The sequence below is a fragment of the Segniliparus rugosus ATCC BAA-974 genome (assembly GCF_000185725.2).
Classification (GTDB): domain Bacteria; phylum Actinomycetota; class Actinomycetes; order Mycobacteriales; family Mycobacteriaceae; genus Segniliparus; species Segniliparus rugosus.
This window is the reverse complement of record NZ_KI391953.1, coordinates 1,118,154-1,137,305: the sequence shown is the minus strand read 5'-3', so window position 1 is coordinate 1,137,305 and position 19,152 is coordinate 1,118,154. Positions and strand designations below refer to the sequence as shown.

The 19,152-nt window shown below is 69.2% G+C and carries 15 protein-coding genes and 2 pseudogenes; 8 read left to right on the top strand and 9 right to left on the bottom strand.

All coding sequences use genetic code 11. The features are described from left to right. Positions 1-40: 40 nt before the first annotated feature. The 5 genes from HMPREF9336_RS05565 to HMPREF9336_RS05545 form a co-directional block, all read right to left on the bottom strand. Entirely contained in the window at positions 41-1,315 is a 1,275-nt protein-coding gene (locus HMPREF9336_RS05565; RefSeq protein WP_007469830.1) for a globin domain-containing protein, read from the bottom strand. Continuing rightward, complete coding sequence (locus tag HMPREF9336_RS05560; RefSeq protein WP_021030164.1) at positions 1,315-1,770, bottom strand: RrF2 family transcriptional regulator; 456 nt, start codon at positions 1,768-1,770, stop codon at positions 1,315-1,317. The genes HMPREF9336_RS05565 and HMPREF9336_RS05560 overlap by 1 nt, the downstream gene beginning before the upstream one ends. A 232-nt stretch (positions 1,771-2,002) precedes the next feature. After that, on the bottom strand, positions 2,003-2,848 hold the full coding sequence (locus HMPREF9336_RS05555) for a transglutaminase family protein (RefSeq protein ID WP_007469826.1): 846 nt from the start codon (positions 2,846-2,848) through the stop codon (positions 2,003-2,005). Beyond that, a complete protein-coding gene (locus HMPREF9336_RS05550) occupies positions 2,845-3,834 on the bottom strand; it encodes an alpha-E domain-containing protein (protein ID WP_007469824.1) in 990 nt (329 codons plus the stop codon). Before HMPREF9336_RS05550 ends, HMPREF9336_RS05555 begins: the two co-directional genes overlap by 4 nt. Further along, the gene (locus HMPREF9336_RS05545; RefSeq protein WP_425277260.1) at positions 3,834-5,246 is read right to left on the bottom strand and encodes a circularly permuted type 2 ATP-grasp protein; all 1,413 of its coding nucleotides are present in this window, start codon (positions 5,244-5,246) and stop codon (positions 3,834-3,836) included. Before HMPREF9336_RS05545 ends, HMPREF9336_RS05550 begins: the two co-directional genes overlap by 1 nt. Positions 5,247-5,714: 468 nt before the next feature. On the opposite strand from HMPREF9336_RS05545, the gene rpsT reads away from it, so the two are divergent. From rpsT to HMPREF9336_RS05530, 3 genes are all read left to right on the top strand, one after another. Then, positions 5,715-5,981, top strand: a complete 267-nt coding sequence (gene rpsT / locus HMPREF9336_RS05540) for a 30S ribosomal protein S20 (protein WP_007469820.1) — start codon at positions 5,715-5,717, stop codon at positions 5,979-5,981. A gap of 103 nt (positions 5,982-6,084) precedes the next feature. Then, entirely contained in the window at positions 6,085-7,224 is a 1,140-nt protein-coding gene (locus HMPREF9336_RS05535) for a zinc-binding dehydrogenase (RefSeq protein ID WP_007469818.1), read from the top strand. Continuing rightward, on the top strand, positions 7,221-7,652 hold the full coding sequence (locus HMPREF9336_RS05530; protein WP_007469816.1) for an acyl-CoA thioesterase: 432 nt from the start codon (positions 7,221-7,223) through the stop codon (positions 7,650-7,652). The genes HMPREF9336_RS05535 and HMPREF9336_RS05530 overlap by 4 nt, the downstream gene beginning before the upstream one ends. Here HMPREF9336_RS05530 and HMPREF9336_RS05525 read toward each other — a convergent pair. The 4 genes and pseudogenes from HMPREF9336_RS05525 to HMPREF9336_RS05505 form a co-directional block, all read right to left on the bottom strand. Continuing rightward, a complete protein-coding gene (locus HMPREF9336_RS05525) occupies positions 7,633-8,070 on the bottom strand; it encodes a hypothetical protein (protein WP_007469813.1) in 438 nt (145 codons plus the stop codon). The genes HMPREF9336_RS05530 and HMPREF9336_RS05525 overlap by 20 nt on opposite strands. 36 nt (positions 8,071-8,106) lie before the next feature. Then, the gene (holA, locus tag HMPREF9336_RS05520) at positions 8,107-9,108 is read right to left on the bottom strand and encodes a DNA polymerase III subunit delta (protein ID WP_007469810.1); all 1,002 of its coding nucleotides are present in this window, start codon (positions 9,106-9,108) and stop codon (positions 8,107-8,109) included. Between the two features lie 467 nt (positions 9,109-9,575). Then, positions 9,576-11,225 (bottom strand): annotated as a pseudogene (locus HMPREF9336_RS05510) (AMP-binding protein); the annotation flags it as partial. Between the two features lie 121 nt (positions 11,226-11,346). Beyond that, positions 11,347-12,300: a heme o synthase gene (locus HMPREF9336_RS05505; protein WP_007469807.1), complete on the bottom strand. Its 954-nt coding sequence runs from the start codon at positions 12,298-12,300 to the stop codon at positions 11,347-11,349. A 308-nt stretch (positions 12,301-12,608) separates the two neighbouring features. On the opposite strand from HMPREF9336_RS05505, the pseudogene tkt reads away from it, so the two are divergent. The 5 genes and pseudogenes from tkt to pgl all read left to right on the top strand — a co-directional run bounded on the left by tkt (position 12,609) and on the right by pgl (position 19,133). Continuing rightward, positions 12,609-14,704: pseudogene (tkt, locus tag HMPREF9336_RS05500) on the top strand (transketolase). Positions 14,705-14,738: 34 nt separating this feature from the next. Beyond that, positions 14,739-15,857 (top strand): transaldolase, encoded by a 1,119-nt coding sequence (tal, locus tag HMPREF9336_RS05495; protein WP_007469802.1) that lies wholly within the window; start codon positions 14,739-14,741, stop codon positions 15,855-15,857. Further along, complete coding sequence (gene zwf, locus HMPREF9336_RS05490) at positions 15,854-17,503, top strand: glucose-6-phosphate dehydrogenase (protein ID WP_007469799.1); 1,650 nt, start codon at positions 15,854-15,856, stop codon at positions 17,501-17,503. The genes tal and zwf overlap by 4 nt, the downstream gene beginning before the upstream one ends. Beyond that, a complete protein-coding gene (locus HMPREF9336_RS05485) occupies positions 17,503-18,423 on the top strand; it encodes a glucose-6-phosphate dehydrogenase assembly protein OpcA (protein ID WP_007469797.1) in 921 nt (306 codons plus the stop codon). Before zwf ends, HMPREF9336_RS05485 begins: the two co-directional genes overlap by 1 nt. Continuing rightward, positions 18,420-19,133 carry a 6-phosphogluconolactonase gene (pgl, locus tag HMPREF9336_RS05480; RefSeq protein WP_007469795.1) on the top strand — a complete coding sequence of 238 codons (714 nt, stop codon included), beginning with the start codon at positions 18,420-18,422 and terminating at the stop codon, positions 19,131-19,133. The genes HMPREF9336_RS05485 and pgl overlap by 4 nt, the downstream gene beginning before the upstream one ends. The last annotated feature ends 19 nt before the right edge of the window (positions 19,134-19,152 follow it).

Below are 19,152 nucleotides of genomic sequence, written 5' to 3'. Positions count from 1 at the left end.
CCGCCGAGGCCGTCGACCTCGGCGGGGCTTTGCGCGGCGGCTACGCGTCCAAGAGCGAGGCGTGCGGCCCGAAAAGCTCGTACCGGACGTCCGATTCGGGGATCCCCTTGTCCATCAGCGCCGCCACGACGTACCGCATGAACGGCTTGGGCCCGCACACGAACGCGATGGAGCCCGGCGCGATGTCGACGGCCTCGAAGTCCATCAGCCCGGACAGCACGCCCTCCCTCGACCGGCCGACGCTCTGGTACCACGTCCACAGCCGCCCGTCGGGCAGCCGGTCGACCAGCTCCGCGAGCTCCGCGCGGTAGGCGTGGGCCGACAGCGCCCGGTCCGCGTGCAGCACCTTCGTCGGGCGCTTCGAGCGTTCGGCGGCGAGATGGTGGAGCATGCCCATCATCGGCGTGCAGCCGATCCCCGCCGACACCAGGACCAGCGGGCGGTCGGACTCGTCGAGGACGAGATCGCCCGAGGGGATGGACACGCGGAGCAGGTCGCCCTCGAAAACATGCTCGTAGATGAAGCCGGACACCTCTCCGTCCGGCACGCCAGCCTCGCCCTTGATCCGCTTGACCCCGATCCGCCAAGTGCCGGGGGCCTGTCCCCGCGAGAGGCTGTACTGCCGGATCTGGCGCGCCCCGTCTGGCAGCGCCACCTGGACCGAGACGTACTGCCCCGGCAGGAACGCGGGCAGCTCGCCAGAGACCGAGGCCAGCTCAAGGCTGATCACATCCGCCGACTCGAAGGCGCGCGAGACCACTCGCGCCTCGCGCCACACGTCGCCGGGGGCCACATGCGCCGCGTCGTACAGCGCCCGCTCCCTCGCGACCAGCTCGTCCGCCATCAGCCAGTACAGCTTGGTCCACGCCGAGGCGACCTCCGGGGTGATCGCCTCGCCGAGCACGTCGACAATCGCGGCGAACAAGTGCTCGTAGACGATCGGGTACTGCTCCGCCACGACGCCGAGCGAGGCGTGCTTGCTCGCCACCCGGTCGAGCACGGAGCCATAGCCCTCTTGGCCTCCTTCCAGCACGAGACCGGCGAACGCGACGATGGAGCCAGCCAGCGCGCGGGGCTGGTCGCCCTGCGCCTGGTTGCCCCGGTTGAACAAGTCCCGCCCCAGCTCGGGATGGGCGGCGAACAGTTTGCGGTAGAACAACGGCGTGATCTCGTCGAGCGCGCCGCCCACCGCCGGGGCGGTCTGCCGGATCACGTCCAGCTCGGCTCCGGACAGGGCTTTCTCGGACAGGGTTTTCTCGGACAAGGTTTTCTCGGACAAGGTTTTCTCGGACAGGGCCGCCTCTGGCTGGGACATCAGTTTCCTTTCTCTCGTCCTGCGGAGAGCACAAGCTCCCGCAGGATCGGCTCCGTCGGGACGCGGACCATGTCCGCGACCGTCTGACGGTCCAAAACCTGGAAAAACGCCTCCTGCGCCTGACGCAACGCGCCGCGAAGGCGGCACGCCTGGCGCAGCGGGCACGGGTCGGCCCCCTCGCACTCCACGATCTCGCCGTCCCCCTCCAGCCGCCTGGCGATCCAGCCGACGGACCTGCCCGCGCCGGACTCGGCGAGCCGGATCCCGCCGGCCCTGCCCCGCGTGGACTCCACCACGCCGAGCCCGGTCAGGCGCGCGACGACCTTGGCCGCGTGCGCGTACGGCACGCGCATTTGCTCGGCCACCTGCGCGGTCGACAGCTGCCGGTCCGCCGGGGCGGCGGCGAGCAGCATCGTGATCCGAAGGCCGAGGTCGGTGAACCGGGTGAGCTGCATACCTCCAGCATTTCAAACTGGTATTTGAAATGCAAGATTTAAGACGGAGGTCACAGCCCGAACTGCCACGGAAATTCGCAGGACCCCGGATCGACGAGATGCGAGGCGCCGCGCGCTCGCCCTTGCGAAGCGGGCGAGTCTCAGACTGACGTGGCGCACGCACACAGCGGGGCACGAGCCTGGCGCGCGAGGAGCGGAGCAACGCCGCCGGTCGCGATCTGGACCTCGAACGTCAGGCCAGGCGGGTGATCTCGACGTGCACGTCGAGATCGGTGGCGACGCCGCCGGTGTAGATGCCCTTGATCGGAGGCACGTCGGCGTAGTCCCGCCCATGGCCGATGGCGACGTGGCGTTCGGTGATCGCGGCGCCCGACACCGGGTCGAACCCGCGCCACGCGCCGTACCAGGCCTCGAACCACGACCAGACGCGGCCCTCGACCGCCTCGCCGACTTTCGCCTTCTTGTCGGGATGCAAATACCCCGCCACGTACCTCGCGGGAATGCCGAGCTCGCGCAGGACCGCGAGCGACACGTGGGTGAGGTCTTGGACCGTCCCTTTGCCCGCGTTCACGGTGTCGACGGCGGTGATCTGGGCGTTCGTGGTCTCCGGAACGAATTCGAATTCGCCCTTGACCCATTCGGCGACGGCGCGCACGGTCTCGTGCGGCGACAGGTCCTGCTTGCGCAGCCGCCGCGCCACGCCAAGGAGCGGGCGGTAGTTGGGCACGAGGTCGGTGTAGCCGAGGTACTCGTAGTAGCGGTCGGTCACCCGTGGCGAGGCCAGCTCGTCCCAGCCGAGCGGCTTCTCCAGCTCGCCTTCGACGTCGGTCTCCACAACGGCGGTGCCGACGATCTCCAGCTCGGAGTGCGGGGCATGCAGGTCGAAGGCCGTCACGAACGTGCCCCAGTAGTCCGAGTACCGGTAGTACCGGGTGGCGGGGCTCGTGGTCACCCGGCTGACGACGGCGTTCTGCCTGGCGTCGTTGCGGGGGTTGATCCGCACTTCGTTGAACGAGGCGCGCACCGGGAAGTTGTAGGCGTAGCCGAGGGTGTGGACGACGCGCAATCTCCAGCTCATCGGGCGGCTCCCGTCTCAGGTTCCAGGTCCGCGCCCGGACGGCCGATCGCGCGGACGTCGCTCCACAGCATGTACGGCTCGACGGTGAAGTACCGCTCGGCGACGGCCTCGCCGGTCTCCAGGCAGGCCGCCTGCACACGGGAAAGCCTGGCGTAGAGGTCGTCGACCAAATCGGACGCGCGGGTGTACTCCAAATCGCTGCGCGCGCCGCCGATGATCCGACGCGCCTCGTTCTGCGAGCCGACCCTGGAGTACAGGTCGCCCCGGTCCAGCTCGGCGAGGCATTCTTCGGCGCGGTGCAGCGAGTAGAACACCGACCGGGGGAAGAGGCGGTCCAGAACCAGGAACTCCACGACCGAGGTGGAATTGAGCACGCCCCGGTAGGTCCGCAGATAGGTGTCATGGGCTCCCGCGGCGCGCAGCACCGAGACCCAGGACGCGTCCGAGCGGTCGCCGGAGCCGACCAGCAGCAGTCGGATGATCATGTCGATCCGCTCGATATGCTTGCCGAGGAGCAGGAACAAGTACCCGTCGTCGCGCGAGAGCGTGGAGTCCACCAGCCCGGAGAACAGGGCGGAGCGGTTCTCCACGTAGGAGAAGAACTCGTGCGGGCCGAGTTTGCGGGCCAGCTTCTCGCTGTCCGCGATGCCGTTGAACGTGGTGTTCAGACACTCCCACATCTCGGTGGAGGTGACCTCGCGCGCCCCTCGCGCGTTCTCCCGCGCCCGATAGAGCGCGTCCGCGATGGAGTCGCCGCTCTCCCGGTTGAACGCCACCAGCTCGGTCATCGACCAGACGTTGAGTTCCTCCCCGTCCGGCGGGGTGATGCCGAGGATCCGCAAGAGCCCCCGCGCCTGTTGGTCGGCGTCCACCGTCGCGTCCTCGAGGAGCTGGTGCACCCCGACGTCGAGGATGCGCGCCGTGTCGTCGGCGCGCTCCACGTAGCGGCCGATCCAGAACAACGACTCCGCGTTGCGCGCCAGCATCATGAGATGCCCTCCGTCTTCGCCTGGGAACGGCTGCCGAGCACCCAGGTGTCTTTGCTGCCGCCGCCCTGGCTGGAGTTCACCACCAGCGAGCCCTCCTTCAGGGCGACTCGGGTGAGGCCGCCCGGCAGGACCCACACGTTCTCGCCGTCGTTCACGGCGAACGGGCGCAGGTCCACGTGCCGGGGGGAGACCTTGTCGCCGACCTTCGTCGGCACGGTGGACAGCTGCATCACCGGCTGCGCGATCCAGTCGCGCGGGTTGGCCCGCACTTTGCGAGCGAGGGTCGCCAGCTCCTTCTCCGACGCGTCCGGCCCGAACACGATGCCGTAGCCGCCCGAGCCCTCCACCGGCTTGAGCACGAGCTCGTTGATCCGGTCGAGCGTCTCCTCCAGCTCCTCGGGGATCCAGCAGCGGAACGTGTCGACGTTCGCCAGAAGCGGCTTCTCGCCGAGGTAGTACTCGACCATCGTCGGCACGTAGGTGTACACCAGCTTGTCGTCCCCGACGCCGTTGCCGACCGCCGAGGAGATGACGACGTTCCCGGCCCGCGCCGCGTTCACGATGCCCGCCACCCCGAGGAGGGATTCCGGTTTGAACTGCAACGGGTCGAGGTACTCGTCGTCGATCCGCCGGTAGATGACGTCGACCTGGACCTCGCCCTCGGTCGTGCGCATGTAGACGACGTTGTCCCGGCAGAAGAGATCTCGGCCCTCGACCAGCTCGACGCCCATCTGCCTGGCCAAGAGGGAATGCTCGAAGTGCGCGGAGTTCGCCACGCCTGGCGTGAGCACCACGACGGTCGGGTCGTCCTCGTTGGTGGGGGCCGCTGCGCGCAGCGCCCGGAGCAGGTGGGCCGGGTAGTCGTCCACCGGGCGGACCCGGTGCGTCCCGAACAGGTCGGGGAACACCCTGGTCATAGTGCGCCGGTTCTCCATCACGTAGCTCACTCCGGACGGGTTGCGCAGATTGTCCTCCAACACCCGGAACGTCCCCTGCCCGTCCCGGATGATGTCGATGCCGGCGACGTGGATGCGCACGCCGTTGGGCGGGCGGATGCCGGCCGCCTGCCGGTGGAAGTGCTGGCAGGAGAAGATCAGCGCGCGCGGGATGACGCCGTCGCGCAGGATCTCCTGGTCGCCGTACACGTCGTCGAGGAACGCTTCGAGCGCCCGGACCCGCTGGGTGATCCCCCGCTCCAGCTTGGTCCACTCCGCCGCCGCGATGACGCGCGGGATGAGGTCGAGCGGGAAGGGCCGTTCCTGCCCGGAGAGGGAGAAGGTGATGCCCTGGTTGATGAAGGCCCGGCCCAGCGCGTCCGCGCGGGCGGTCAGATCGTCGGAGTCCAACGGTTCCAGCGCCTGGAACACGCCCCGGTAGGGGGCGCGGGAGGAGCCGTCCTGCTCGAACATCTCGTCAAAGTTCTTCTCGAACCCGGGGGATTCCGCGTAGCCGTCGAAAGCCCCGGTCAGCTCGACGGACGCGCTCTGCGACTGTGTCTGCTGCGACTGAGACTGAGACTGAGACTGAGACTGAGACTGCATGGCTCCGCCCTTGTTCTTGCCGGACTTCCCGTCGTCTTTTCTGGGGCGCGAATCCTGGCTTTGCGATTGGGATTGCGAAGAAGCCGACTTCGCCTGCAGTTTCGAGGAATTTGTGGTCGGAGTCATGCTGTTTTGATTATGGCACAGCAGCCTCACATTCGCCGGGCGAAGTTTGCGAGGCGCCGTTGAGCTGCACGATTAGCTCCGACCGGGGCGCGCATGGTACGCTATCTCGTCGCGAAAGCCAGGATTCCGCCGACGGCGGGTCGGGCGCTTCGCCAGAAGCTTCAGACGAGTATGGCCCAAAGCCGCCGAGAACTTAAGGACGACATCCACGTGGCGAACATCAAATCGCAGGTCAAGCGCATCAAGACCAATGAGGCCGCCCGCCAGCGCAACCAGGCTGTGCGCTCCGCCCTGCGCACCGCTATCCGCAAGGTCCGCACCAGCGCCGCCGCGGGCGAGCGGGAGAAGGCCGCCGAACTCCTCGTCGCCGCCAACCGCAGCCTCGACAAGGCCGTGAGCAAGGGCGTCATCCACAAGAACAACGCGGCGAACCGCAAGAGCGCGTTGGCGATCCTTGTCAACAAGATCGGGGCGTAACACCCCAGCAGCATTCTTCCTGTGAAGCCGGGCCCTCGGGCCCGGCTTCACACGTTTTCCCACCCCAAGACCACGCGAGCCGCCGCCCGGTTAGGCTCGACCCATGAAAACTCTCGCGGCAGTGCTGCGCCATGAGCGCGAGCCCCGTCCGTACACGACCTCGCTCCCCCTGCGGATCGAAGAACTCGACCTCGCAGGCCCAGGCCCGCACGAGCTCGTCGTCCGTATCGAGGCGGCGGGCGTCTGCCACTCCGACCTCTCCGTGATCAACGGGCACCGCCCGCGCCCGCTGCCCATGGCGCTTGGGCACGAGGCGGCCGGGGTCGTCGTCGCGACCGGCTCGGACGTGCGCGACGTGCGGGAGGGCGATCACGTGGTCCTCGTCTTCATGCCGAGCTGCGGCGCCTGCGCGGCCTGCGCCGCGAAACAGCCCACGCTCTGCGTGACCGCCGCCAAGGCCAACGGCGCGGGGGCTCTGCTCTCCGGGGCTCGCAGGCTCACCGACGCCGACGGCGAGTCGGTGCACCACCATCTGGGCGTGTCCGCGTTCGCCCAGCACGCCGTCGTGGACCGGTCCTCCGCCGTGGTGGTCGACCCCGACCTGCCGTTGGACGTCGCCGCGCTGTTCGGCTGCGCGATGCTCACAGGGTTCGGCGCGGTCCGCAACACCGCGGCGGTCAAGGCGGGCGAGAGCGTCGCCGTCATCGGCCTCGGCGGGGTCGGCCTCGCCGCAGTGCTCGGCGCGAAAGCCGCGCAGGCTGGCCCCATCGTCGCGATCGACCCGGTCCCGGCGAAGCGAGAGCTGGCGTTGGAGCTCGGCGCGAGCCATGCCGCCGCGCCCGAAGAGGCGGCGGCTGTGGTCGCGGAGGCCACCGGCGGGCTCGGGGTCCGCTGGGCGTTCGAGGCCGTCGGCCAGGCCGCCGCGATGCGCCAAGCCTTCGAGCTCGCCGGCCGGGGCGGAGCCGCCGTGTTCATCGGGCTCCCGCCGGCGACCTCGGAGCTGACGCTGCCCGCCGTCGCTTTCGTCGGCGAGTCGAAATCCGCGATCGGCTCCTACATGGGCTCGTCGAATCCGCAGGAGGACATCCCGTTCCTCATCGGCCTTTGGAAGCAGGGCGCGCTGCCGGCCGAAAAGCTCAAGAGCCACACCACTTCGCTCGACCGCCTCAACGAGGCGATGGACCTGCTCGCGGACGGGGTCGCGGTGCGGCAAGTGGTGCTCCCGCACGGGGGGCTCTCATGAGCGAGGCCCCGACGTTCGCGACACGCTGGCCGATGCCGACCCGCTGGGCGGACAACGACCACTACGGGCATGTGAACAACGTGACGTACTACTCGTATTTCGACACGGCGGTGAACGCCTGGCTGATGAGCGCGACCGGCATGGACACCAGGGATCTGCCCGCCATCGGGGTGGTCGCGGAGACTTCCTGCCGATTCCTTCGCCAGATCAGCTTCCCCGACCAGCTCGAAGTCGGCATCGCCTGCGAACGGCTCGGCAACCGCAGCGTCGTCTACCAGCTCGCCGTGTTCCGCCTCGGCGAGGCCGAGCCCGCCGCGCTCGGCCGCTTCGTGCACGTCTACGTCGACGAGCAGACCCGCCAGCCCGTCCCCGTCCCCGAGCCGATCCGGGCCGCGGTCGAAGGGCTGCTCAGTCCAGGGACGAGCTGACCGCCCGAACCGCAGGCACGACCTCGACTTCGGCGGTCAGGCTGATGCGCTCGAGCCCGAGGCCGTAAAGGTCCTCCGCCAGCTCCACCGACACCCGCGCCCGCTCGCCCTGCCGGCTGAGCACGCGCACCACGGCCCGGTCGTACGCGTAGTGCTCGAAGAAATACACCGAAGCCGACGGCTCGTCATCGTCGCCGACGAGCACCGCTTCCGCGCCTGCGAGGCCGTCGCCCGCCGGGAGCCCGAAGTCGACGCAGTCGACCTCGACGTTCAGCGGCGTCGAGCCGTACGGGCGCTCCACTGCGCGGCATTCGACTCGAAGCGACCACAGGCTTTCCCCCTCTTCGGTGAGCAGTTCCCTGATCCAGCCCCCGGTCGGCTGGATCTCGTCGGCGCGGAGCTGATCGTCCTCAGACATAAATTCATCGTAGCATCGAAAACTATGTGGGATATTTCATCTATCCCGAGCTAGACCGGTCAGCTCGCGCACGGCGGACTCCACCGCGAACTCGACGTCCGCCGCCGCGCCTTTGACGTCCGCGTTGAGCTCGGCCACAAGGCGCAGCGCGCGGTCCACCCGGCCAAGCGCCGACTGCTCGGCCTTGCCGCCCGCGCTCCAGACCCGCCATTGCGCCTGGGTCTTCTTCACCCGCCACGGCGGCATCCCCAGGCTCGACGCGAGCGCCTCGGGGCTCGCCCGCCCCGCCGCCCCGACCCTCGCGAGCGAGAGCGCGGACTCCGCCAGCGCGTCCGCGATGAGCACGGGGGCGACGCCGCTCGCGAGCGCCCACCTGGCAGCGGTCAACGCGCCCTCGGCCTCCCCGGAGAGCGCGAGGTCGGCGATGTCGAAACCAGTCACCTCGGCTTTCCCTTGGAAATACCGGCGCACCGCGTCGACGTTCACCACTCCCCCGGTGTCCGAGGCGAGTTGCGAGCACGCCCTTGCGAGTTCGCGCAGGTCGGAGCCGACAGATTCTAAGAGCGCTTGCGCCGCTGCGGGAGGGACGCGCACGTCGTGCGAGCGGAATTCCGCCCGAACGAAATCCAGCCGGTCCCCGGCCCTCGTCAACTTCGCGCAGTCGTGAACCTGCGCGCCGAGTTCGCGCAATGCGTTCACCAGCGGACGGTTCCTGGCGGCTCCGGAGTGGCAGACCACCAACGTGACCGATTCTTCCCGCTCCCGCGCCAAGTCGAGGATCCGAGCGCACGGCTCCGCGCCCGCCTGCTGCGCCTCGTCCAAGACGAGCACCCGGTGCTCGTCGAACAGCGAAGCGCTGGTCAGCTCCGCGAGCAGCGCAGCCGTCGCGTCGCCCGCCCGCAGCCTGGAGACCGCAGGCGCGGCGACCGCGTTGTCGGAGAACTCGTCTCGCGCATTGGCTCCTCGAAGGACTGCGCCCACCGCCCGTTCGACGAGCAAAGGCTCGTCGCCGAGCACCAGATGCAGCCCGCTGGTCACCCTTGCTGGGAGGAGGAAGAGGCGTGTTGGGTCGCCATAGCCCCGTCAGCGGCGACTTCTTGCTTCGCGGGGGGCTCTTCCTTGGCCGGGGGCTGCGCCTGCGGCGCTTCCGCCTCCGGCGCGGCGGCTTTCGGCTTCACGGCCGGCTCTTGCTTCGCGGCGGGAGCCTTCGCAGCCGAGGGCTTGGGGGCGGCAGGCTTCGGGGCGGGAGCCTTCGGCTTCGGAGCCTCCTTCGCGGCCGAGGCCTCCTTGACGGCAGGAGCAGCCGGGGCCTCCTTCGCAGCCGGGGCGGCGGGAGCCTCCTTGACGGCAGGAGCAGCCGGGGCCTCCTTCGCAGCCGGGGCGGCGGGAGCGGAGGGAGCGGCCGGAGCCTCCTTGGCGACGGGAGCAGCCGGGGCCTCCTTGACGGCAGGAGTTTCCTTCGCAACTGGAGCGGCCTTCGCCGAGGTGACCGCCGCTTTATGCTCCTCGAGGAGCACACGGCGCAAAACCTTGCCTGTTTCGTTCCGAGGCAGCTTGTCGACGAACATGACCTCTTTCGGCACCTTGTAGCGGGCGAGGTGCGCTTTGACGTACGACTGGACGTCATCCTGGCTGAGGTCGGAATCCGGAGACTTCGCCACATACGCTTTCAACCGCTTGCCGAACTCGTCGTCGTCCACGCCGATCACGCAGACTTCGAAAACATCAGGGTGCTCGGTCAAGAGGTGCTCGACCTCCTGGGGGAAGACGTTCTCGCCGCCGGAGACGATCATGTCGTCGTCGCGGCCGTCCACGTAGAGCAGGCCCAAATCGTCGAAGTGGCCCATATCGCCGCTGGACATGAGCCCGTCGATGATCTCCTTGTTGCGGCCGTCCGTGTAGCCGTTGAACGAGAGCATGCTGCGGACGAAGATCCGGCCCTCCTTGAAGGGCTCCGTGATGCGCTTGCCGTTCTCGTCCAAGAGCGCCAGCTTCACCCCGACCGGCGGGCGGCCCGCCGTGCCCGGCGCTGCGCGCATCTCCCACGGCTGGGCGACCGTCGCGACGGCGACCTCGGTCGAGCCGTAGAGGTTGTACAGCGTGTCGCCGAAGTGGTCCATGATCCGGGTGGAGAGGTCGGGGGAGAGCGCCGACCCTGCGGCGAAGATCACCTTGATGCTGCGCACGTCGTACTTGTCGAGCGTCTCTTTAGGCAGGTCGATGATGCGCTGGAGCATCGTCGGCACCACGACGAGCACCTGCGCCTTGTACTTCTCGATGAGCTGCAGGGTCTGCTCCGGCTGGAACTTGCGCTGCAAGATGACCGTGTGGCGCAGCACGAGCGCGAGGATGAACTGCGAGAGGCCGGTTCCGTGGAAGAGCGGAGCCGTCGCGAGGAAGCGCTGCCCGCCGCGCAGCGGCACCCGGTGCAGGAACTGCGCCGAGCCGATCGGATTGACCTTGCCTCGGGGCGCGCCCTTCGGCGTGCCGGTCGTGCCGCTGGTCAACAGCGTGAAGCCGCCCAGCTTGCCGGGGTTGGGCAGGTTCTCGCGGCTCTGGCCCGCGCTGACCTCCTCGATGGTGGGCAGCCCTTTGGTCGCGGCCGGGTCCTCCCCGCCCTCCCAGACCAGCGTGCGGAACACGTCCTCGGGCAGTTTCTCGATGATGCCAGCGAACTCGCTGTCGAACGCGATGGCTTTGCCGCCCTCGCGCTTCATGACGTCGACCAGCTGGGGCGCGGCGAAACCGGTGTTGAGCAGCAACACCTTCACGCCGATCTTCCCCGCTGCGACCATGGTGAGCACCAGGCCCCGATGGTTGCGCGAGAGCGAGCCGATGCTGTCGCCCGCCTTGAGGCCTTTCGCGGCCCAGCCGCGCGCCAACGCGTTGGCCTGGTCGTTCATCTCTTTGAAGGTGAGCGAGCCGTGCTCGTCGATGAAGCCGATCTTGTTCGGGGTGAACGCGGCGTTCGCCGCCACCGCAGCCGCGACGGGGCCGACGACGTCGATTCCGGCCAAGAGGCGCAACGAGTAATCCGGGCGGGGGAAGGGAGTCGTGGGGATGATCCCCGCGCGAAGTCCGACTCCGACGGCGACCGCCGCGTCTTTCGCCAAGCCCACCAGGGAGTTCACCTTGGACGTCGCGCTCACCTGCATCAATCCCTTCTATAGCTTGCTCGGGCCCGATCAGAACAACCGCTATAACGGTGTGCGGGCAACCACAGCTAACGGTACCACTTCGGGTTGACCACGACACAGGTCGCCGTCACTTCGAGAATCAGGACAGCAGAGAGGACACAGTCGGCCAGGCCAGGGCGGAGTCGACCGCGAGCCCGACGAACACGGCGGCGAGGTAGTTGTTCGACTGCAGGAACAGGCGGAACGGAGTCACCGGGCGGCCCGAGGCCAGGCCGGCGCTGAGCCGGTGTGCCTCGTAGAGGAACCACGCGCCCGCCAGCGTCGCCACCCCGGCGTACAGCGGGCCCGCGACCGGGATCAAGAGGAGCGTCGTCGCGACGGTGGCCCAGGTGTACCAGACCATGCGCCGGGCGACCAGGCGCTCGTCGGCCACCGTCGGCAGCATCGGCACCCCGGCGGCCGAGTAGTCCTCGCGGTATTTCATGGCGAGGGACCAGGTGTGCGGCGGGGTCCAGAAGAAAATGACCATGAACACGACCAGCGCGGGCCAGTCAAGCGATCCGGTGACCGCCGCCCAGCCGACCAGCGCGGGCATGCAGCCCGCCGCGCCGCCCCACACCACGTTCTGCGAGGTGCGGCGCTTGAGGTACATCGAGTAGACCAAGACGTAGAACGCGATCGTCGCGACCACGAGCGCGGCGGAGAGCAGGTTCGCCACGCGCCACAGCCACACGAAGGACGCGAGGCCGAGGCAGAGGCCGAACACCAGCGCCGCCCGGACGCTCATCGCCCCGCGCGCCAGCGGACGATTTTTCGTGCGATCCATCACTTTATCGATGTCCGCGTCCACCACGCAGTTGAGCGTGTTGGCGCTCGCCGCGCCCAGCCATCCGCCGAAGAGCGTGGCGAGGATCAGCTTCAGATCGACCGTGCCCCGGTGCGCCAGCAGCATCACCGGGATCGTCGCGACCAAGAGCAATTCGATGACCCTCGGCTTGGTAAGCGCCAGGTAATCCCGCACCAGCGACAGGGAACGGCCCGCCAACGAAGGGACGGGCGCACCCCGCTCGGCGGGTTCCACGCTGACCGGCACGATGCTCCTCAGAAAACGATTGGGCTGATCTACTACACACGATGGTAGACGAGCGAGGCCCGCACTCCCAATTCGCCCCGGACCCGACCCGCTCCGACCGGCTTCGCACAGCTCCTCCCGGCAGGCTTCGCAACGGCGCGCTAGGCTTGGACTTGGCGCTGCCGGGCGTTCGAGAACTCGTCCGGCGACGAGCCTTTCCCGCCATCGAAATCGGCCGCGAACGAAGATCGACCCGCGGACATGAAAGACCGAGGAAGAACGTGTCAGCTACCGACCAGGCCACTGCAAGCCCAGCGGATCCCGCCCTCATCGCCAAGCACACCCGCGCGGCCTACCCCGCTGATTGGAGCGACCTCGACACGCGCGGGGTCAACACGGTCCGGGTGCTCGCCGCCGACGCCGTCCAGAAGGTCGGCAACGGGCACCCCGGCACCGCGATGAGCCTCGCCCCTCTCGCCTACACGCTGTTCCAGCGGGTGCTGCGGCACGACCCGAACGACGTCGAGTGGGTCGGGCGCGACCGCTTCGTCCTCTCCTGCGGGCACGCCAGCCTCTTCCTCTACATCCAGCTCTACCTCGGCGGGTTCGGCCTCGAACTCGACGACATCAAGAATCTGCGCGTCTTCGGCTCGCTCACGCCCGGCCACCCCGAGTACCGGCACACCAAGGGCGTGGAGATCACCACCGGCCCGCTCGGCCAGGGCCTCGCCCACGCCGTCGGCATGGCCTACGCCGCCCGCCGCGAGCGCGGCCTCTTCGACCCGTCGGCCCCGGTCGGCCAAAGCCCCTTCGACCACCACATCTACGTTGTGGCCTCGGACGGCGACCTCGAGGAGGGCGTGACCAGCGAGGCTTCTTCGCTCGCGGGCACCCAGCAGCTCGGCAACCTGGTCGTGGTCTACGACCGCAACCACATCTCCATCGAGGACGACACCGAGATCGCCTTCACCGAGGACGTGGCCAAGCGGTACGAGGCGTACGGCTGGCAGGTGCTGCACGTGGACTCCGGCGAGGACGTCGCCGCCATCGAAGCCGCGCTGGAGGCCGCGAAAGCCGAGACGAGCAAGCCGTCGATCATCATCTTGCGCAGCATCATCGGCTACCCGGCCCCGAAGCTGCAGAACACCGGGGCCGCGCACGGAGCCGCGCTCGGCGCGGAGGAGGTCGCGGCGGTCAAGCGGGCGATCGGCTTCGACCCCGAGCAGACTTTCGAGGTGGCCCCCGAGGTCATCGCGCACACCCGAGGCCTGCAGGAGCGCGGGGCCAAGGCGCACGCCGCGTGGGACGAGGCCTTCGCGGAGTGGGCCGCCCGCGAGCCCGAGCGCAAAAAGCTCTTCGACCGGCTGGCGGCCCAGGAACTGCCCGAGGGCCTTGCCGAAGCGTTGCCGAAATGGGAGGTCGGCGGCAAGGGCGCGGCCACCCGCAAGGCTTCCGGCGAAACCTTGAACGCGCTCGGCGCGCTCCTCCCCGAGCTTTGGGGCGGCTCCGCCGACCTCGCGGGCAGCAACAACACAACGATCAAGGGCGCGGACTCGTTCGGGCCGGCCTCGATCTCGACCGGGACGTGGCAGGCGGAGCCGTACGGGCGCACGCTGCACTTCGGCATCCGCGAGCACGCGATGGCCGCCATACTCGGCGGCATCGTCCTGCACGGCCCGACCCGCCCGTACGGCGGGACGTTCTTGCAGTTCAGCGACTACATGCGGCCTGCGGTGCGGCTCGCGTCGCTCATGGAGATCGACCCGATCTACGTCTGGACCCACGACTCCATCGGCCTGGGCGAGGACGGCCCGACCCACCAGCCGATCGAGCACCTCGCCGCGTTGCGCGCCATCCCGCACCTGAACGTGGTCCGGCCCGGCGACCCCAACGAGACCGCGTACGCCTGGCTGGCCCTGCTCGACCGCAAGGAGCGGGCCGCGCTCGGCCTGCGCGGCCCGGTCGGCCTGATCCTCACCCGCCAGGACCTGCCGGTCCTCGAGGGCACGAGCGCCGAGGGCGTCGCCAAGGGCGCGTACGTCCTGGCCGAGGCCGAGGCGACCGCGCCGCAGGTGCTGCTCATCGCCACCGGCTCGGAGCTGCAGCTTGCCGTGGCGGCCCGCAAAGAGCTCGAAAGCCGGGGGTCGGGGCGCGGGTCGTCTCAGTCCCCAGCCTGGAGTGGTTCGAGGCGCAGGGCCCCGCGTACCGCGACCAGGTCCTGCCGCCCGAGGTGAAAGCCAGAGTCGCCGTGGAGGCCGGCGTCGCCCTGCCGTGGCACCGGTTCGTCGGGGACGCGGGCGAAATCGTCTCCATCGAGCACTACGGAGCCTCCGGGGACGCGAAGACGCTGTTCCGCGAATTCGGCTTCACCGCAGAAGCGGTGGTCGAAGCCGCCCTTCGTTCCCTGGACAAAGCACAGCGCTAACCCAAACACCGAACGATACGACATAAGGAGCACCATGAGCGAGCAGAACGCAAACTTGACGGCACTGAGCGAGGCGGGCGTCTCGGTCTGGCTCGACGACCTCTCCCGAGACAGGTTGCGCACCGGCAACCTCGCCGAGCTCATCGCCACCAGATCCGTGGTCGGCGTGACGACGAACCCGTCCATCTTCCAGGCCGCGCTCTCCAAGGGAGAGGCGTACGAAGCCCAGATCGCGGAACTCGTCGCGCGCGGCGCGGACACCGAAGCCGTGATCACCGCCCTCACGACGGACGACGTCCGCGCGGCCTGCGACCTCTTCGCCCCGGTCTACGAACGTTCGGGAGGCGTGGACGGCAGGGTGTCCATCGAGGTGGACCCCCGCCTCGCCCACGACACCGAGGGCACCGTCGCCCAGGCGTTGGAGCTGGCGAAGATCGTCGACCGCCCGAACGTGCTCATCAAGATCCCCGCGACGAAGGCGGGCCTGCCCGCGATCACCCGCGTGATCGGCGAGGGCGTGAGCGTGAACGTCACGCTCATCTTCTCGGTCGAGCGCCACGGCAAGGTCATCGACGCGTACATCGAGGGCCTGAAGGCCGCCGCGGCGGCGGGCCACGACCTCGCCAAGATCCATTCCGTCGCGTCCTTCTTCATCTCCCGCGTGGACACCGAAGTGGACGAGCGTTTGGCGAAGATCGGCTCCGAGGCCGCGACGGCGCTCGCGGGGAAGGCCGCGCTCGCCAACGGCGTGCTCGCCTACGAGCTGTACCAGCAGAAGTTCTCCTCCGACGAGTTCGCCGAGCTCAAGGCTGCGGGCGCGAACCCGCAACGGGCGCTGTGGGCCTCCACCGGGACGAAGAACCCGGCCTACCCGGACACCCTGTACGTCTCCGATCTGGTCGCCCCGAACACCGTGAACACCATGCCGGAGAAGACCCTCCAGGCCTTCGCGGACCACGGCGAGACGCATGTGCACTCCGTGGTCGGCAAGGTGCAGGACGCGCACGGCGTCTTCGCCAAGCTGGCCGAGGCCGGGATCGACTTGAACGATGTGTTCGAGGTGTTGGAGTCCCAGGGCGTGGAGAAGTTCATCGACTCCTGGCAGGAGCTCCTCGATGCCACTTCCGCGCATCTGGAAGGGCTCCGAGGATGACCCAGACCGAGGAGCCGGCGCTGCGGGCGGACGAGGCGCAAGACGAGGCCGACGTTCCTCTCGCGCGCTCGGCGGGCGAGGGGCGACGCAACGGGTCGCAGACCGGGGCGGCGCATCCCCCGCTCGGGTGGACGAACCCGCTGCGCGACGAGCGGGACAAGCGTCTGCCGCGCATCGCCGGGCCGTGCGGGCTTGTCGTCTTCGGGGTCACCGGCGACCTCTCCCGGCACAAGCTCATGCCCGCCGTGTACGACCTCGCCAACCGGGGGCTGCTCTCCCCCAGCTTCTCCCTCGTCGGCTTCGGCCGCCGGGATTGGGACGACGCCGCGTTCGCCGACTTCGTGCGCGAATGCGTGCAGGCCAAAGCCCGCACGCCGTTCCGCGAGGAGACTTTCGCCCGGCTGGCGAAGGGCATGCGGTTCGTGCGGGGCGCCTTCGACGAGGACGCCTCCTTCGAGCGGATCGCCGACACGCTGCGCAGCCTGGACGAGGAGCGCGGCACCGGCGGGAATTACGCCTTCTACCTCTCGGTGCCGCCGAAAGACTTCCCGCTCGTGTTCAAGCATCTCTCCGCCACCGGCCTCGCCCACCCGCCCGAGGGCAGCTGGCGGCGCGCGGTCGTGGAGAAGCCGTTCGGCCACGACCTGGAGAGCGCCATCGAGCTCAACGGAGTCATCAAAGAGGTCTTCGACGAGCGGTCGATCTTCCGCATCGATCACTACCTCGGCAAAGAGACCGTGCAGAACATCCTGGCGCTTCGGTTCGCCAACCAGCTCTTCGAGCCGATCTGGAACGCGCATTACGTCGACCACGTCCAGATCACCATGGCCGAGGACATCGGGCTCGGCGGCCGCGCGGGGTACTACGACGGCATCGGAGCCGCGCGCGACGTGATCCAAAACCACCTCCTGCAATTGCTCGCGCTCGTCGCGATGGAGGAGCCGGTCAGCTTCGCCGCGCACGAGGTCACCGCGGAGAAGACCAAAGTGCTCTCCGCCGCGAAGCTCGCGTACCCGCTGGACGAGACCACCGCGCGCGGCCAGTACGCGCGCGGCTGGCAGGGCGGGCAGGAGGTCTGCGGCCTCCTGGAGGAGGAAGGCTTCGCCTCGGACTCGACGACCGAGACGTTCGCCGCGATCACTGTGGACGTCGACTCGCGCCGCTGGGCCGGCGTGCCTTTCTACCTGCGCACCGGCAAACGGCTCGGACGACGCGTCACCGAGATCGCCCTCGTGTTCAAACGCGCCCCGCACCTGCCGTTCGACGAGGCGATGACCGAGGAGCTCGGGCAGAACGCGCTGGTCATCCGGATCCAGCCGGACGAGGGCGTCACCCTGCGGTTCGGCTCGAAGGTGCCGGGCTCTGCGATGCGGGTGCGCGATGTGAACATGGACTTCAACTACGGGCAGTCCTTCACCGAATCCTCCCCAGAGGCGTACGAGCGGCTCATCCTCGACGTCCTGCTCGGCGAGCCCTCGCTCTTCCCGGTCACCGACGAGGTGGAGCTGTCCTGGAAGATCCTCGACCCGGTGCTCGATCATTGGGCCGCGAACGGCGCGCCCGAGCAGTACCCGTCCGGAGGTTGGGGGCCCACGAGCGCGACTCGGATGCTCGCGCAGTCGGGGCGGCAATGGAGGAGGCCGTAATGAGCATTGTCGATTTGCCAGCGACCACGACGGAGAAAATCTCCAAGCGGCTCGTCGCGCTGCGCACCGCTGCGGGGAATTCCGCGGTGAGCCGGGTGCTCACCCTGGTGGTCTGCGTCGAGGACGGCGACGAGGTGGAACTCGCCGTGTCGGCAGCCGTGGCAGCGAGCCGCGAGCACCCTTGCCGGGTCATCATCGTGGCGAAGGGCCAGCGGTACGCCGCGACCCGGCTCGACGCGCAGATCCGGGTCGGCGGCGACGCGGGAGCCTCCGAAGTGGTGGTCCTGCGGCTGTACGGCCCGCTCGCCGACCACGGGGACAGCGTGGTGATCCCGTTCCTGCTCCCGGACACCCCCGTGGTGGCCTGGTGGCCGGGGCAAGCCCCGGCCGTGCCTTCGCAGGATCCGATCGGCGCGCAGGCTTCCCGCCGGATCACGAACTCGATCGCCGCCGTCGACGCCGCTGCCGCGCTGTCGACGCTCGCCAGCGGCTACGCGCCTGGCGACACCGACCTCGTGTGGGCCAAGGCCACGCCGATCCGCTCTATCCTCACCGCCTCGCTGGACGAGCCGAACTACGACCCGGTCACCGAGGCCGTGGTGCTCGGGCCGAAGCTCTCGATCACCCTCGACCTGGTCGCGGGCTGGCTCTCGGCGCGGCTCGGGGTGCCGGTGCGCCGGGGGCTCGGCGACTTCGAGATCTCCTTGCGCCGCGAGAGCGGAGCGCTGTCCTTGACCGCCGACGCCAAGGGCAACGGCCGCGTGGTGTCTCCGGGCCGCCCCGAGAGCGCCGTCTCGCTGTTCAACCAGGACGTGCCCGCGCTGCTCGCCCAAGAGCTGCGGTTCATGGACCCCGACGAGGTGTACGAGCAGGCGTTGCTCGGCTTCGCCACGGTGATCCAGCCGGAGGAAGCCGCATGAGCGGCGGGCAGGTCGAACTCGTCCGCGTCTCCGACCTGGAGAGCCTGGTCGCCGCCGCGCGGGAGCGGTTCGTCGCGCTCGTCGGCGCGGCGCTCGCCGATCGCGGCTCGGCTTCGGTGGTGCTCACCGGCGGCGGGGCGGGCATCGGCCTGCTCAAGGCGTTGCGCGGGGCCGACCTAGCCTGGGACAAGATCGACTTCTACTGGGGCGACGAGCGCTGGGTGCCGGCAGGGCATCCCGAGCGCAACGACGGCCAGGCCTTCGAGGCCCTGCTCGACCACGTGCCGGCCGACCCGGCCAGGGTGTTCCGGATGGGAGCCCCCGGCGGCGGCTGGGCCACCCCCGAAGCCGCGGCCGAAGCATACGCCGAGATCCTGCCCGAAGGCTTCGACCTGCATCTTTTGGGCATGGGCGAAGAAGGGCACATCAACTCGGTCTTCCCGGACACCCCTGCGGTGCGCGAGCAGGCCAAACCCGTCCTCGCCGTCCTGGACTCGCCGAAGCCGCCGCCCGAGCGGATCACCCTCACCCTGCCCGCGATCCATCGCGCCCGCGAGGTGTGGCTGCTCGTCTCCGGGGCGGGGAAAGCCGCCGCCGCGAAAGCCGCGCTCGGCGGGGCCGCGCCGGTCGACGTGCCGTCCTCGGGGGCGCAGGGCTCCGAGCGCACGGTGTGGTTCCTCGACGACGCGGCGGCCGGGGAACTGGGCTGACGCGCTCGCCGTTCCACGG

What these genes read in the sequence shown, in the direction of transcription:
- HMPREF9336_RS05485 (WP_007469797.1), top strand. Translation starts at nt 17,503, where the DNA reads ATGAGCATTGTCGATTTGCCAGCGACCACGACGGAGAAAATCTCCAAG.
- HMPREF9336_RS05535 (WP_007469818.1), top strand. Translation starts at nt 6,085, where the DNA reads ATGAAAACTCTCGCGGCAGTGCTGCGCCATGAGCGCGAGCCCCGTCCG.
- HMPREF9336_RS05565 (WP_007469830.1), bottom strand. Translation starts at nt 1,315, where the DNA reads ATGTCCCAGCCAGAGGCGGCCCTGTCCGAGAAAACCTTGTCCGAGAAA.
- HMPREF9336_RS05545 (WP_425277260.1), bottom strand. Translation starts at nt 5,246, where the DNA reads ATGTTCGAGCAGGACGGCTCCTCCCGCGCCCCCTACCGGGGCGTGTTC.
- HMPREF9336_RS05550 (WP_007469824.1), bottom strand. Translation starts at nt 3,834, where the DNA reads ATGCTGGCGCGCAACGCGGAGTCGTTGTTCTGGATCGGCCGCTACGTG.
- HMPREF9336_RS05530 (WP_007469816.1), top strand. Translation starts at nt 7,221, where the DNA reads ATGAGCGAGGCCCCGACGTTCGCGACACGCTGGCCGATGCCGACCCGC.
- tal (WP_007469802.1), top strand. Translation starts at nt 14,739, where the DNA reads ATGAGCGAGCAGAACGCAAACTTGACGGCACTGAGCGAGGCGGGCGTC.
- HMPREF9336_RS05555 (WP_007469826.1), bottom strand. Translation starts at nt 2,848, where the DNA reads ATGAGCTGGAGATTGCGCGTCGTCCACACCCTCGGCTACGCCTACAAC.
- zwf (WP_007469799.1), top strand. Translation starts at nt 15,854, where the DNA reads ATGACCCAGACCGAGGAGCCGGCGCTGCGGGCGGACGAGGCGCAAGAC.
- HMPREF9336_RS05525 (WP_007469813.1), bottom strand. Translation starts at nt 8,070, where the DNA reads ATGTCTGAGGACGATCAGCTCCGCGCCGACGAGATCCAGCCGACCGGG.
- pgl (WP_007469795.1), top strand. Translation starts at nt 18,420, where the DNA reads ATGAGCGGCGGGCAGGTCGAACTCGTCCGCGTCTCCGACCTGGAGAGC.
- HMPREF9336_RS05560 (WP_021030164.1), bottom strand. Translation starts at nt 1,770, where the DNA reads ATGCAGCTCACCCGGTTCACCGACCTCGGCCTTCGGATCACGATGCTG.